The sequence below is a fragment of the Aeromonas sp. ZOR0002 genome (assembly GCF_963866995.1).
Taxonomy (GTDB): domain Bacteria; phylum Pseudomonadota; class Gammaproteobacteria; order Enterobacterales; family Aeromonadaceae; genus Aeromonas; species Aeromonas caviae.
Map to the genome: position 1 here is coordinate 26061 of NZ_CAWMFQ010000031.1, position 12606 is coordinate 38666.

Here is a 12606-nt window from a genome sequence, read left to right on the forward strand (position 1 = left end):
GCAGGCATGTCCCTGAGCTCCCTCATCGTGGTCACCAACTCCATGCGGCTCAACCGGTGAGCAGCCGTCTGGCATCCTCCCAGGTGGCGGCACCTTTTGCCTCGCCGGGTTATCATCCCCCTTTCACCACAGGGTCCGCGCCATGAACATCATCTTCGTCCTCATCCCCATCGCCATCCTGTTCGTTGTCATTGCAGGAGCCGTCTTCTTCTGGGCCATCCGCTCCGAGCAGTTCGAGGATCTCGACAGGCAGGGCTCCAACATCCTGTTTGACGAGGAGCAGCGCCCCTTGCCCTCCCCTGAACAACAAGCAGAACAGGAAAGCAGGCCTCATGACCAGCAGCCTTGACCTCATGGGCGCCCTGCTGGTCGGGCTTGCCGGTGCCGGCCACTGCATCGGCATGTGCGGCGGCGTGTCCGCAGCGCTCTCCATGGCCATACCTGCCGAGCAGCAGCATTTTTGGGGCAGGCTCGGTTATCTGCTCAACTACAACCTGGGGCGCATCCTGAGCTATGTGCTGGCGGGCGCGCTTGTGGGCGGCTTGCTCGCCACCACCACGGAGATAGGCGCTGGCAAACACGCCCTGGCAGGGCTTCGCCTCATCGCCGCCCTGCTGATGATAGCGCTCGGCCTCTACTTGGCTGGCTGGTGGCATGGCGTCTTGCTGCTCGAGCGCATCGGTGCGAAGTTCTGGCCTCTCATCAAGCCGCTGGCAGGCAGGTTTCTCCCGTTTACATCAGCCTGGCAGGCTCTCCCCTTTGGCATGATATGGGGCTGGCTCCCTTGCGGCCTCGTCTACTCCATGCTGACCTGGAGCGCTGCTGCAGGCTCCGCGAGTGGCGGGGCGCTCACCATGCTCTTTTTCGGCCTCGGCACACTGCCGACCCTGTTTGCGCTGGGGGGGCTGGCAGACCGATTGCGCTACTGGCTCACCCTGCGCAGCCTGCGCCTTGGGGGCGCCTTGCTGCTTATTGCCTACGGGATCCACACCCTCTGGATCGGGATGGCGTCCTTTTGAAACCCTATCCAAAACGGATGAGATGGTGGTAAACTTGTTTGATATAAATCAATTATTCATTTGAGCCTATGATCCCTGACAAGAAACCTGGCAGACGTATTCAGAGCGGTGGCTGTGCAATTCATTGCCAGGATTGCAGCATCAGCCAGCTCTGCATCCCCTTCACTCTGAACGACAACGAGCTCGATCAGCTCGACAGCATCATCGAGCGCAAAAAGCCGATCCAGAAGGGTGAAGAGTTGTTCAAGGCCGGCGATGAGCTCAAGTCGCTCTATGCCATCCGTTCCGGGACCATCAAGTCATACACCATCACCGAGCAGGGTGACGAACAGATCACCGCCTTCCACCTCGCCGGTGATCTGGTCGGTTTCGACGCCATCCACAAGCAGGCCCACCCCTCCTTCGCCCAGGCGCTGGAAACCGCCATGGTGTGCGAAATACCATTCGATGTGCTTGACGACCTCTCTGGCAAGATGCCCAAACTGCGCCAGCAGATCATGCGGCTGATGAGCAACGAGATCATGGGCGACCAGGAGATGATACTGCTGCTCTCCAAAAAGAACGCCGAAGAGCGCCTCGCTGCCTTCCTGCACAATCTCTCGGTTCGTTTCTCCGAACGCGGCTTCTCCGCCAAGGAGTTCCGCCTCTCCATGACCCGTGGGGACATCGGCAACTACCTCGGTCTCACCGTCGAGACCATCAGCCGCCTGCTGGGCCGTTTCCAGAAATCCGGTCTTATCAGCGTCAAAGGCAAATACATTACTGTACTGGACAACGTTGCCTTGGGCGTCATGGCCGGAGCCACTCGTCCTCCCTGCGGTTAATCCCCGTTTATTTCCTCTTTTGCCGGATCGGAGCACCCTGAAATTTGATCCGGCACACCTTCCCGCCTCCCCCCTTGGACTAAGCTGTAATAGCTAAAGAGTTGCCATCATTGGCCTTTTTGCCAAGGAGGAGAACATGGTCAAGTACCGAAACATTCTGGTGGTGATCAATCCCGAGGAGGAGCGCCAGATCGCGCTCGAGCGCGCGGTCAAGGTCGCCGAGCTGGATGAGGGCGCCCAGCTGACCCTGCTCCTGACGATTTACGACTTCTCTTACGAGATGACCGCCATGCTCTCGGCAGACGAGCGGGAAGAGATGCGCCATGGTGTCATCGCCCAGCGTCGGGAGTGGCTCGACGATATCCTCACTCCCTATCGGGCCAGAGGGCTGGAATGCGAAGTGAAAGTGCTTTGGCACAACCGTCCCTTCGAGTGCGTCATTCAGGAAGTGCTGGAACAGCGTCACGATCTGGTCGTCAAGGCGACTCACAAGCACTCCTTCCTGCAAACCTTCATCTTCACCCCCACCGACTGGCACCTGCTGCGCAAATGCCCCTGTCCGGTTCTGCTGGTAAAAGAAGGGCACTGGCAACGGGGGGGCAACCTGATTGCCGCCATCAACTGCTCGAGCGATGACAAAGAGCAGAAGGTGCTTAACGAGCGGATTACCCGCGAGGGGATCGCCATCGCCGAGCTGCTTGGTGCCAGTCTCTATCTGGTCAACACCTACCCGGGCACCCCGGTCAATGTCGCCATCGAACTGCCAGAGTTCGATCCCAACGCCTACAACGATGCCATTCGCAAACACCATGAAGATCTGTTGCGGGAGCATGCCGATCAGTTCGGCATCAACCACATGTGGACCAAGGTGGCGGAAGGCTTGCCGGAGGAGGTGCTGCCGGACATGGCGGACGATCTGAATGCCACCCTGATGATCATGGGGTGCGTCGGTCGTACCGGCCTCTCTGCCGCCCTGCTCGGCAACACCGCCGAGCACGTGGTGGACAGGCTCAACTGCGACATTCTCATCCTCAAACCCGACGATTACAGCTGCCCTGTGGATGACAGGCGTCATCCTGCATAAGCGTTTCTTGCCCTCCCCCGGGACATGGCTATAATAAGCCGCTTATTTTTGTCCCGGGTTTGAGGCCATGCTAGAAGAGCTTAACGCCAAAGAGAAATACAGTTTCAACAAGCTGCAGAAACGCCTGCGGCGCAACGTGGGCCAGGCCATCGCCGACTTCAACATGATTGAAGAGGGTGACAAGATCATGGTCTGCCTGTCTGGCGGCAAGGACAGCTTTGCCATGCTCGACATCCTGATGAGCCTGAAGGCCAGCGCCCCCATCCATTTCGATCTGGTGGCCGTCAACCTGGATCAGAAGCAACCCGGCTTCCCCGAGCACGTGCTGCCCGAATACCTGAGCACTCTCGGCATCGACTTCAAGATCGTGGAAGAAGATACCTACTCCATCGTCAAGGAGAAGGTACCGGAGGGCAAGACCACCTGCGCGCTCTGCTCCCGCCTGCGCCGTGGCATTCTGTATCGCACCGCCCAGGAGCTGGGCTGTACCAAGATCGCCCTTGGCCATCACCGTGACGACATCCTCGAGACTCTGTTCCTCAACATGTTCTACGGTGGCAAGCTCAAATCCATGCCCCCCAAGCTGGTGAGCGACGATGGCAAGAACGTGGTGATCCGCCCCCTGGCTTACTGCAAGGAGAAAGACTTGGTGCGCTATGCCGAGGTCAAGGCCTTCCCCATCATCCCCTGCAACCTGTGCGGCTCCCAGGAGAACCTGCAGCGCCAGGCCATCAAACAGATGATGCAGGAGTGGGATCGCCGCTTCCCGGGTCGTCTCGAAACCATGTTCACCGCCATTCAGGACGTGATCCCGAGCCACCTGCTCGATCACCAGCTGTTTGACTTCAAGAGCATCAACCGCGACTCCGGCATCATCGATGGTGGCGACAAGGCATTTGATCCGCCCGAGCTGCCCAAGGCGCCGCTGCTGGACATCGACGAGATGGACATGCTGGACGTGATTGAGGTGCGCTAAGCCCCGTCACCCACAGAAAAGGAGCGCCAGGCGCTCCTTTTTTCATTCTGGCAATCTGCGGACTCGGGTCGCTACCCCTTATGCAGCCAGGGGGTCAGACGCAGGATCTCCCCTTGCAGTTGCAGCTTGCCCTGGGCAAACCCCTTCAGCTGCGCATTGCTGAGCAGCAGTTGCCCCTGCTGCCAGGAGACGGCCTCCTGACGGGCCCCCTCCACAAGGTAGGCTGTGCCTGCGGGCGCCACCATGGAGATCCGCACCCCTTCCATCTTGGGCAGGAAATACTGGCCGACCATGCCGGCCATCTTGTCGAGCAATCGCTGCATCTGCTGCTGGCGCGAGACGAGCTCGGCCAGCGGCACCTCGGGTGTGGCGGGGGCGTCAGCCATCACCTGTACCGACAGATCGCAGGCGGCGTGGGCCTCGGTGAGCCCCACCACCACGATCGCCTTGTCGAGGTTGAGATCATCGTCATAGGGCAGACGCAGTTCGCCATCCACCGTGACCTCGGCGGGCACATCCCTGTCCGGGGTCGAGACCCGGGCCGAGGTGAGCCCGCATCGCCGACCGTTCTGTTGACTGGCCAGATAAAAGCCCAGTCTGGCGTGGCCAAATTCCCCCTTGGCGAAGGTCTTCATCTGGCTGTAGAAGGTGCCGTAGTCGAGTTCAAGGGACGGCTCAGCCTGTCCCAGCATGGGTACCAGCAGGAGCGCCGCCATCCCGTATCGCTTGTTCATATGCCATCCTTTTGCATCATGCTCCGGGCGGGTCGACACCGGCTGACCCCTGGTATCCCGTTATGCGTTGAAATGATCCGGGCCCTGCCCGTCGTTGCCACTGGCAACCTCGGTCACTTCGACTGCCACCCCACACAGATCCCGGTAGAGAATGCCCTTGCAGTTGAAGTAGAGCGGTGCCACCCAGATAAGTCCCAGCCCCATGGGGATGAGCGCCAGGAAGAAGAGTGCCAGCATGACCCCGTGCAGCAGCACTATGCTGGGCCAGCCCCGGGCAAAGAGCTTGAGGGAGACCAGAATGGCCTGAGCCGGGGAAAGACCGCGCTCCAGCACCAGAGGTACGGTAAACACCAGCCCCATGCCCACCAGGGCGGAGGGGATGAAGGCCAGCATTACCGGCACGCCCAGCAGCTCGAACAGGGGGCCAAACAGGCTGGTGATCAGGCTGCCGAGCAGGCTCAGGCTGCCCAGGCGCAGGAAGTGACGGAAGAAGTCGAATACCTGGCTCGGCCGGGCGCGCACCCCCACCGACTGCTGCAACCCCAGCATGTCGAGGGAGGAGGTCATGGGTGACATGATCACCGTGACCAGCAGGCTCAGGATCAGGGCCATATCCATATCCCCCCCTTCACGGGCGACATAGGGTGTCAGCAAGGTATTGCTCAGCAGGATCCAGATTGCCATGACCCCGGCGATGGCCAGCGCCAATCCGAAACCGGTGCGACGAGTCTGTTGCCACCCCTCTTTCAACACCCCTTGCAGGTCCAGACGATATCCCTGGCTGAGGGACTGTTCGAGGGTTCCACCGATCCGCATTCTATTACTCAATTGACTGTCCAACATTCACTGACGACTGATCCAAGGTGGCACATTATAGCGGTTTGAACCGGCATGCGTAGCCGTTTTTCCTGTTATCTTCCGTTCAGAAAGCCATTGATACCAAAGGCCTTGCAGCCCTTCTTGATGAGGTTCCCCTCACCCTTGGCCCCTCTGTCCAACGGGAGTAGGATGATGGCACGCGCTGGCGGACGAGATGTCCACTGGCTTTTCTCTCTCACACAAGGAAAACGGTCATGTCCGAACTGACGCTCTATCTTGCCCCGGGTACCTGTGCCATGGCGGTGCGCATCGCTCTGGTGGAGGCCGGTGCCCCTCACCTTGTCAAGCGCCTGGATCTGGCCGCTGGTGAACAGCGCAGCCCTGACTACCTCGCCATCAACCCCAAGGGGCGAGTCCCGGCACTGGTGACGGAGCATGGCGTGCTGACCGAAACACCGGCTCTGCTGCTCTACGTGGCCCAGCGTTTTCCTAACGCCGGGCTGGCCCCATTGGATGACCCCTTCCTCCTGGCCAGGATGCAGGAGGTACACAGTTTCCTCGTCTCCACCGTCCATGTCGCCCATGCCCATGGACGCCGTCCCGGCCGCTGGGCCGACGATGAACAGGCCATGGCTGCCATGCAGGCCAAGATGCCCCAGAACATGCGCGATGGCTTTGACCAGATTGAGCGCCACTATCTGGCCGGCCCCTGGGTACTGGGGGAGCGCTTCAGCCTGGCCGACATCTACCTCTTCGTGATTGCAGGCTGGCTCGAGAGCGACGGAGTTGCCATCAGCGAGTTTCCCAAGGTGGCGGATCACTATCAGCGCATGCTGGCCCGCCCCGCAGTCCAGGCGGCGCTCGCCCTCTGATCTCCTCGCGCCGGGTACGCCTTTTTGTACGGGCAACATCCAGCGACGCCTCTCAGACGGGTGCTCTTCTGGCACCCGTTTCTTCTGAAATTGCCCTGTCACTGAGATCGTTTTCACATTTTCGTCATCACTGCCTAGACCCGTTAACGGTTAACACCTATCTTTCGCCCTAATGACGCAACCGGTTGCGTAACCGATTGCCCAACTCAATATCCATATGCGGTCCCAGGCCGCCGAGGTGCTGTATGAAACGAGGCAAGCTGCTCAATGCTCCCTTAAGCGCGCTGGTCGCGCAGATGGGCCACACCGACGAGATCACCGTCTGCGATGCGGGCCTGCCCATTCCGGCAGGCCCCGAGCGCATCGATCTGGCGCTGATGGCGGGCACCCCCAGCCTTGAAACCGTGCTGACCGCCTTGCTCACCGATCTGGTGGTGGAGAAGGTGATCATGGCAACAGAGATCAAGCAGATCAGTCCCGCCGCCCATCAGGCGCTGGTGGATCAGCTTGAGGCCCACGCAGCCGCCCAGGGCAAGCCCATCGCCATCGAATACTGCCTGCATGAGGAGTTCAAAACCCGCTCCCGCCAGAGCAAGGCGATCGTGCGCAGCGGCGAGGTGACTCCCTACGCCAACCTGATCCTCTGCGCCGGTGTGGCGTTCTGAATTCTTCAAAGAAGGCCTCTTCAAGGAAGCTGCAAATGAGCACAACCTCCCCCCTCTCACCCATTCTGGAGCTGACCGGGATCGTCAAGACCTTCCCCGGGGTACGCGCCCTCGACGAAGCGGGTCTTCGGGTCTATCCGGGCCAGGTGATGGCCCTGCTCGGCGAAAACGGCGCTGGCAAGTCGACCCTGATGAAGGTGCTGACCGGCATCTACCAGGCCGATTCGGGCAGCATCAGCTATCGCGGCCAGCCGGTTCACTTCAAGGGCCCCCGCGACTCCCAGGATCAGGGGATCAGCATCATCCACCAGGAGCTGAACCTGCTGCCGGAATTGTCGATTGCCGCCAACATCTTCCTCGGCCGCGAACCCCGTACCCGTTTTGGCAGCATCGACCACAAGCAACTGCGCGAACGAGCAAGCACCCTGCTGGCACGGCTTGGCGTCAAACACGGCCCGGATACCCGACTCGGAAGTCTCTCCATCGGTGAACAGCAGATGGTGGAGATAGCCAAGGCGCTGTCGTTCGATGCCAGCGTCATCATCATGGACGAGCCCACCGATGCCCTCACCGACACCGAGACCGAGCAGCTCTTCACCGTCATTCGTGAACTGCGCGAGCAGGGCTGCGGCATCGTCTACATCTCCCACCGCCTGAAAGAGATCTTCGAGATCTGCGATCGGGTCACCGTGCTGCGGGATGGCAAGTGGATCGGCGAGCAGGCGGTGAGCGATCTCGATGAAGACAGGATCATCGAGATGATGGTGGGTCGCCGACTGGAAGAGCAGTACCCGCGCCTGGTGCGCGAGCTTGGCCCGGTCAGCCTGCAGGTGAAAGATCTGGCCGGCCCCGGCGTGCGCGGGGTGAGCTTCTCCCTGCGTCAGGGTGAAATTCTGGGCTTCAGCGGCCTGATGGGGTCCGGGCGTACCGAGCTGATGAAGCTCATCTACGGTGCCAGCCCCATCAGCGCCGGTGACATTACCGTGGATGGCCACGCACTGGTCCCCAAGAGCCCGGCCGATGGCCTGGCCGCCGGCATCGCCTATATCTCCGAGGATCGCAAGGGCGACGGCCTGGTGCTGGAGCTGTCGGTGCGCGAAAACATGAGCCTGTGCGCCCTCGGCGAGTTCATTCGTGGCGGCAAGATTGACGGCAAGGCCGAGCGCCAGGCGGTAGGGGACTATGTGCGTCTGTTCAACATCAAGACCCCGAGTCAGGATCAGCTGATAAAACTGCTCTCCGGCGGCAACCAGCAGAAGGTGGCCATCGCCAAGGGGCTGCTGACCCGGCCCAAGGTGCTGATCCTGGATGAGCCGACCCGCGGCGTCGATGTCGGCGCCAAGAAGGAGATCTATCAGCTCATCAACCAGTTCAAGAAGGAGGGGATGAGCATCATCCTGGTCTCCTCCGAAATGCCGGAAGTGCTCGGCATGAGTGATCGCATCATGGTGATGCACGAAGGACGCATCAGCGCAGAATTCAACACCCGCGATGCCAATCAGGAGAAGCTGATGGCGGCGGCAGTCGGTAAACAGTGGCAAGCAGAACAAGAGGCAGCACAATGACAACCCAAACCCTTTCCCGCCGCGGCGTCATGAGCAAGGCCTGGTGGATCGAGAACAAGTCCCTGGTCGCGCTGCTGGTGCTGATCGGCGTGGTCTCCTTTCTGAGCCCCAACTTCTTCACCGCCGACAACCTGCTCAACATCCTGCGCCAGACATCGGTCAACGCCATCATGGCGGTCGGCATGACGTTGGTCATCCTCACCGCCGGCATCGATCTGTCGGTCGGCTCGGTACTGGCCCTGTGCGGCGCCCTGGCCGCCACCATGGTGGCCATGGAGCTGCCCATCGGCCTGGTGATCCCCCTCACCCTGGGTGCCGGCGCCCTGCTTGGCAGCATCAGCGGCCTCATCATCGCCAAGGGCAAGGTACAGGCCTTCATCGCCACCCTGGTCACCATGACCGCCCTGCGCGGTGTCACCATGGTCTACACCGAGGGGCGCCCCATTTCCACCGGCTTCAGTGACGGCGCCGATCACTTCGCCTGGCTCGGGACCGGCTACCTGCTGGGTCTGCCGGTGCCCATCTGGCTGATGGCCATCGTCTTCCTGCTGGCCTGGTACCTGCTCAACCACACTCGCCTGGGCCGCTACATCTATGCCCTCGGCGGCAACGAATCGGCCACCCGCCTCTCCGGTATCAATGTGGCTCGGGTCAAGCTCGCGGTGTATGGTCTGTGCGGCATGCTGTCGGCACTGGCCGGGCTCATCGTCACATCCCGCCTCTCCTCCGCCCAGCCCACTGCCGGCATGGGGTACGAGCTGGATGCCATCGCCGCCGTGGTGCTGGGGGGCACCAGCCTGATGGGGGGCAAGGGCCGTATCATGGGTACCCTGATCGGTGCCCTCATCATCGGCTTCCTCAACAATGCCCTCAACCTGCTCGACGTCAGCTCCTATTACCAGATGATCGCCAAGGCCAGCGTGATTTTGCTTGCCGTGATGATCGATAACAAAAGCAACCGTTAACAAGCCACGCCACACACAAGGAATGAAATGATGAAAAAGCTCAATACCCTGCTCGCTGCCGCCATCATGTCCGTGCTGGGCACCGCCCAGGCCGCGGATCACACCCTGGCGATGGTGGTCTCCACCCTCAACAACCCCTTCTTCGTCACCATGAAGGAGGGCGCCGAAGCCAAGGCCAAGGAGCTTGGCTACGAGCTGGTGGTGCTGGATTCCCAGAATGACCCGGCCAAGGAGCTCTCCAACGTGGAAGATCTCACCGTGCGCAAGGTCAACGCCATCCTGATCAACCCGACCGACTCCGAAGCAGTGGGCAACGCCATTCGCCTGGCCAACAAGGCGAACATCCCGGTGCTGACCCTGGACCGCGGCGCAGCCCAGGGTGACGTCAAGGCCCACATCGCCTCCGACAACGTGGCCGGTGGCAAGCTGGCTGGCGACTTCATCGCCGAGAAGCTGGGCAGCGGTGCCAAAGTGCTCCAGCTGGAAGGGATCGCAGGTACCTCCGCCGCCCGTGATCGCGGCGAAGGCTTCGCCCTGGCGGTCACCGCCAACAAGCTGCAGGTGCTGGCCTCCCAGCCCGCCGACTTTGATCGTACCAAGGGCCTGAACGTCATGGAGAACCTGCTGGCCGCTCATCCGACCGTGCAGGCGGTGTTCGCCCAGAACGATGAGATGGCGCTGGGAGCCATCCGCGCCGTGCAGGCCGCCGGCAAAGAGGTGATGATCGTGGGCTTTGACGGCACCGACGATGGCAAAGCCGCCGTGGCCAAGGGTAAACTGGCCGCCACCGTGGCCCAGCAGCCCGCCCTCATCGGCGCCATCGGCGTGGAAACCGCCGACAAGGTGCTCAAGGGTCAACCGGTGGAAAAATCCATCCCGGTACCGCTGCAAATCGTCAACAAGTAAGTTGTTGGGGGAGGTTCGCCTCCCCTCTCTTTTTCCGCCAGTGCCGCCTGGTCTGGGCCCACCCAGACCAGGATGTACTCAACCAAGGGTGATAGGAATGAATCGTCTCGTAGTCCTCGGCAGCGTGAATGCGGATCATGTGCTGCGCGTCCCCCACTTTCCCCGCCCCGGTGAAACCCTGACCGGCCACAGCTATCAGGTGGTGCCCGGCGGCAAGGGCGCCAATCAGGCGGTAGCCGCCGCCCGCCTCGGCGCCCCTGTCTCCTTCATCGCCCGCATCGGTGATGATGCCATCGGCCACCAGATGAAAACCGGGTTTGCCAACGACGGCATCGATGTCAGCGCCGTCGAACTCGACCCCAGGCTCCCCACCGGCATCGCCATCATCTATGTGAGCGACGAGGGGGAGAACAGCATCGGCATCTCCGCCGAAGCCAACGGCGCCCTCACCCCGACCGTGGTGCAAGGTCACGAGGCGATGATCGCCGCCGCCCACACCCTGCTGCTGCAACTGGAAGTGCCGCTCGAGAGCGTGCAGGAAGCGGCCCGTCTGGCCCGTGCCCACGGCACCCGGGTGGTACTCAACCCCGCCCCCGCGCGCCCGCTCTCAAGGGATCTGCTGGCGCTGGTGGATCTCATCACCCCCAACCAGACCGAGGCCGAGCTGCTGACCGGCGTCAAGGTCACCGACGAAGCGAGCGCCCGGGAGGCTGCCGCCCGCTTCCACCAGATGGGCATTGCGGATGTGATGATCACCCTGGGGTCCCAAGGGGTCTATTGCAGCAAGGGGCAGCAACAGGCGCTCATGCCGGGTTTTCGGGTCAAGGCGGTGGATACCACGGCGGCCGGGGATACCTTCAACGGCGCCTTCCTGGCGGCCGAGCTCGCCGGCGCCGACTTTGACGCTGCCGTACGCTTTGCCCACGGGGCGGCGGCACTCTCCGTCACCCGGTTTGGTGCCCAGAGCTCCATCCCGAGCAAGCAGGAGGTCGATGCCTTCCTGCATGAGCAAACTGCGCAGGGGCACTGATGGCCAATATCAAGGAGGTGGCCGCGCTGGCGGGGGTGTCGACCACCACTGTCTCCCACGTCATCAACGAGACCCGTTTCGTCGCCGAAGAGACCCGTGAGCGGGTCTTCGCCGCCATGCGCGATCTCAACTATGCCCCGAGCCTGGTGGCCCGCAGCCTCAAGGTAAAGGAGACCAACAGCATCGGCATGCTGGTCACCACCTCCAGCAACCCCTTCTTCGCCGAGGTGGTACGCGGGGTGGAGCGCTACTGCTTCGAGCAGGGTTACAACCTGATGCTGGGCAACACCGAAGGACAGGCCGAGACGGCACTCTCCTACCTCAAGATGATGCTCAGGAAACGGGTCGACGGCCTGCTCATCATGTGCAGTGAAGGGCAGCAGGAGGTGTTCAACCAGCTCGACTGGCTCAAGAGCCTGCCGGTGGTGGTGATGGACTGGGGCATGGAGAACGGCGAGGTGGATCTCATCGCCGACAACTCCCATCGGGGCGGCTACCTGGCAACCCGCCATCTGCTGGGCCTGGGTCACACTGCCATCGGTTGCATCACGGGCCCCCACAGCCGCGCCCCGGCCAACCAGCGCCAGGCGGGTTTCGAGCAGGCGATGCAGGAGGCCGGGCTCACCGTCAATCCGGGCTGGATCCAGGAGGGAGACTTTGACTGCGCCAGCGGCGCCGCCGCCATGACCCGCCTGCTGGCACTGCCAGAGCGTCCCACCGCGCTGTTTGTCTGCAACGACATGATGGCCATGGGGGTCATCAGTGCCGCCCATCAGGCGGGGCTGGTGATCCCGCGCGATCTCTCCATCGTCGGCTATGACAACGTGGCGCTGGCCCAGTTCATGTCCCCCCCGCTCACCACGGTCAATCAACCGAAAGAGGAGCTGGGCCGCCTCGCCGTCACCCGGCTGCTGGCGCGCATCAACGGCGAGCCCATCGCAAACCGCATGATCACCGTGGATCCGGACCTGGTGATCAGACACTCCTGCGCTCCCTTTTCCTCACCGGACAGCAAACCAGTTTAAGTGCCAGCAAGCAGCAGAAGGGCGGCCATGAGCCGCCCTTCTGTGTATTGTCTCCTTGGCATCGGCCCCGAGACTGCACAAGCCACCACTCAACTTAGCTTGAGATCATCCTCTTGACTGTG

Annotated in this window: 15 protein-coding genes; 13 read left to right on the forward strand and 2 right to left on the reverse strand. The window is 61.8% G+C overall.

The window, feature by feature from the left end; genetic code table 11:
* The 6 genes from AACR77_RS02185 to ttcA all read left to right on the forward strand — a co-directional run.
* The coding region (locus AACR77_RS02185) for a hypothetical protein (RefSeq protein WP_042879512.1) at positions 1-60 on the forward strand (60 nt) is incomplete at its 5' end.
* An 82-nt stretch (positions 61-142) separates the two neighbouring features.
* The gene (gene ccoS / locus AACR77_RS02190; protein ID WP_039040783.1) at positions 143-349 is read left to right on the forward strand and encodes a cbb3-type cytochrome oxidase assembly protein CcoS; all 207 of its coding nucleotides are present in this window, start codon (positions 143-145) and stop codon (positions 347-349) included.
* On the forward strand, positions 333-1019 hold the full coding sequence (locus AACR77_RS02195; protein ID WP_042879497.1) for a sulfite exporter TauE/SafE family protein: 687 nt from the start codon (positions 333-335) through the stop codon (positions 1017-1019). The genes ccoS and AACR77_RS02195 overlap by 17 nt, the downstream gene beginning before the upstream one ends.
* A 68-nt stretch (positions 1020-1087) precedes the next feature.
* The gene (locus tag AACR77_RS02200; protein WP_041215139.1) at positions 1088-1843 is read left to right on the forward strand and encodes an FNR family transcription factor; all 756 of its coding nucleotides are present in this window, start codon (positions 1088-1090) and stop codon (positions 1841-1843) included.
* 136 nt (positions 1844-1979) lie between these two features.
* Positions 1980-2927 (forward strand): universal stress protein UspE, encoded by a 948-nt coding sequence (gene uspE / locus AACR77_RS02205; RefSeq protein WP_042879499.1) that lies wholly within the window; start codon positions 1980-1982, stop codon positions 2925-2927.
* Between the two features lie 67 nt (positions 2928-2994).
* Positions 2995-3903 (forward strand): tRNA 2-thiocytidine(32) synthetase TtcA, encoded by a 909-nt coding sequence (gene ttcA, locus AACR77_RS02210; RefSeq protein WP_010674783.1) that lies wholly within the window; start codon positions 2995-2997, stop codon positions 3901-3903.
* Positions 3904-3974: 71 nt separating this feature from the next.
* On the opposite strand, the gene AACR77_RS02215 is transcribed toward ttcA, so the two are convergent.
* A complete protein-coding gene (locus AACR77_RS02215) occupies positions 3975-4637 on the reverse strand; it encodes a DUF2987 domain-containing protein (protein ID WP_042017087.1) in 663 nt (220 codons plus the stop codon).
* 60 nt (positions 4638-4697) lie between these two features.
* A complete protein-coding gene (locus AACR77_RS02220) occupies positions 4698-5453 on the reverse strand; it encodes a hypothetical protein (RefSeq protein ID WP_042017089.1) in 756 nt (251 codons plus the stop codon).
* Between the two features lie 257 nt (positions 5454-5710).
* On the opposite strand from AACR77_RS02220, the gene AACR77_RS02225 reads away from it, so the two are divergent.
* From AACR77_RS02225 to AACR77_RS02255, 7 genes are all read left to right on the forward strand, one after another.
* On the forward strand, positions 5711-6328 hold the full coding sequence (locus AACR77_RS02225) for a glutathione S-transferase family protein (protein ID WP_039040777.1): 618 nt from the start codon (positions 5711-5713) through the stop codon (positions 6326-6328).
* Between the two features lie 245 nt (positions 6329-6573).
* On the forward strand, positions 6574-6993 hold the full coding sequence (rbsD, locus tag AACR77_RS02230; RefSeq protein ID WP_039040776.1) for a D-ribose pyranase: 420 nt from the start codon (positions 6574-6576) through the stop codon (positions 6991-6993).
* Positions 6994-7028: 35 nt separating this feature from the next.
* Positions 7029-8558 carry a ribose ABC transporter ATP-binding protein RbsA gene (gene rbsA / locus AACR77_RS02235; protein ID WP_042879502.1) on the forward strand — a complete coding sequence of 510 codons (1530 nt, stop codon included), beginning with the start codon at positions 7029-7031 and terminating at the stop codon, positions 8556-8558.
* Positions 8555-9523: a ribose ABC transporter permease gene (rbsC, locus tag AACR77_RS02240; RefSeq protein ID WP_042879504.1), complete on the forward strand. Its 969-nt coding sequence runs from the start codon at positions 8555-8557 to the stop codon at positions 9521-9523. Before rbsA ends, rbsC begins: the two co-directional genes overlap by 4 nt.
* 30 nt (positions 9524-9553) lie before the next feature.
* Positions 9554-10429, forward strand: coding sequence for a ribose ABC transporter substrate-binding protein RbsB (gene rbsB, locus AACR77_RS02245; protein ID WP_041215134.1), 876 nt, complete (start codon positions 9554-9556; stop codon positions 10427-10429).
* A gap of 97 nt (positions 10430-10526) precedes the next feature.
* A complete protein-coding gene (gene rbsK, locus AACR77_RS02250) occupies positions 10527-11459 on the forward strand; it encodes a ribokinase (RefSeq protein ID WP_042879506.1) in 933 nt (310 codons plus the stop codon).
* A complete protein-coding gene (locus tag AACR77_RS02255; protein ID WP_041211440.1) occupies positions 11459-12484 on the forward strand; it encodes a substrate-binding domain-containing protein in 1026 nt (341 codons plus the stop codon). The genes rbsK and AACR77_RS02255 overlap by 1 nt, the downstream gene beginning before the upstream one ends.
* Positions 12485-12606 lie beyond the last annotated feature (122 nt).

Excerpts from the sequence above, each read along its gene's own strand:
- rbsD (WP_039040776.1), top strand. The coding sequence starts at position 6,574 with ATGAAACGAGGCAAGCTGCTCAATGCTCCCTTAAGCGCGCTGGTCGCG.
- uspE (WP_042879499.1), top strand. The coding sequence starts at position 1,980 with ATGGTCAAGTACCGAAACATTCTGGTGGTGATCAATCCCGAGGAGGAG.
- AACR77_RS02215 (WP_042017087.1), bottom strand. The coding sequence starts at position 4,637 with ATGAACAAGCGATACGGGATGGCGGCGCTCCTGCTGGTACCCATGCTG.
- rbsK (WP_042879506.1), top strand. The coding sequence starts at position 10,527 with ATGAATCGTCTCGTAGTCCTCGGCAGCGTGAATGCGGATCATGTGCTG.
- AACR77_RS02220 (WP_042017089.1), bottom strand. The coding sequence starts at position 5,453 with ATGCGGATCGGTGGAACCCTCGAACAGTCCCTCAGCCAGGGATATCGT.
- AACR77_RS02225 (WP_039040777.1), top strand. The coding sequence starts at position 5,711 with ATGTCCGAACTGACGCTCTATCTTGCCCCGGGTACCTGTGCCATGGCG.
- rbsA (WP_042879502.1), top strand. The coding sequence starts at position 7,029 with ATGAGCACAACCTCCCCCCTCTCACCCATTCTGGAGCTGACCGGGATC.
- AACR77_RS02200 (WP_041215139.1), top strand. The coding sequence starts at position 1,088 with ATGATCCCTGACAAGAAACCTGGCAGACGTATTCAGAGCGGTGGCTGT.
- AACR77_RS02195 (WP_042879497.1), top strand. The coding sequence starts at position 333 with ATGACCAGCAGCCTTGACCTCATGGGCGCCCTGCTGGTCGGGCTTGCC.
- AACR77_RS02255 (WP_041211440.1), top strand. The coding sequence starts at position 11,459 with ATGGCCAATATCAAGGAGGTGGCCGCGCTGGCGGGGGTGTCGACCACC.
- ccoS (WP_039040783.1), top strand. The coding sequence starts at position 143 with ATGAACATCATCTTCGTCCTCATCCCCATCGCCATCCTGTTCGTTGTC.
- rbsB (WP_041215134.1), top strand. The coding sequence starts at position 9,554 with ATGAAAAAGCTCAATACCCTGCTCGCTGCCGCCATCATGTCCGTGCTG.
- ttcA (WP_010674783.1), top strand. The coding sequence starts at position 2,995 with ATGCTAGAAGAGCTTAACGCCAAAGAGAAATACAGTTTCAACAAGCTG.
- rbsC (WP_042879504.1), top strand. The coding sequence starts at position 8,555 with ATGACAACCCAAACCCTTTCCCGCCGCGGCGTCATGAGCAAGGCCTGG.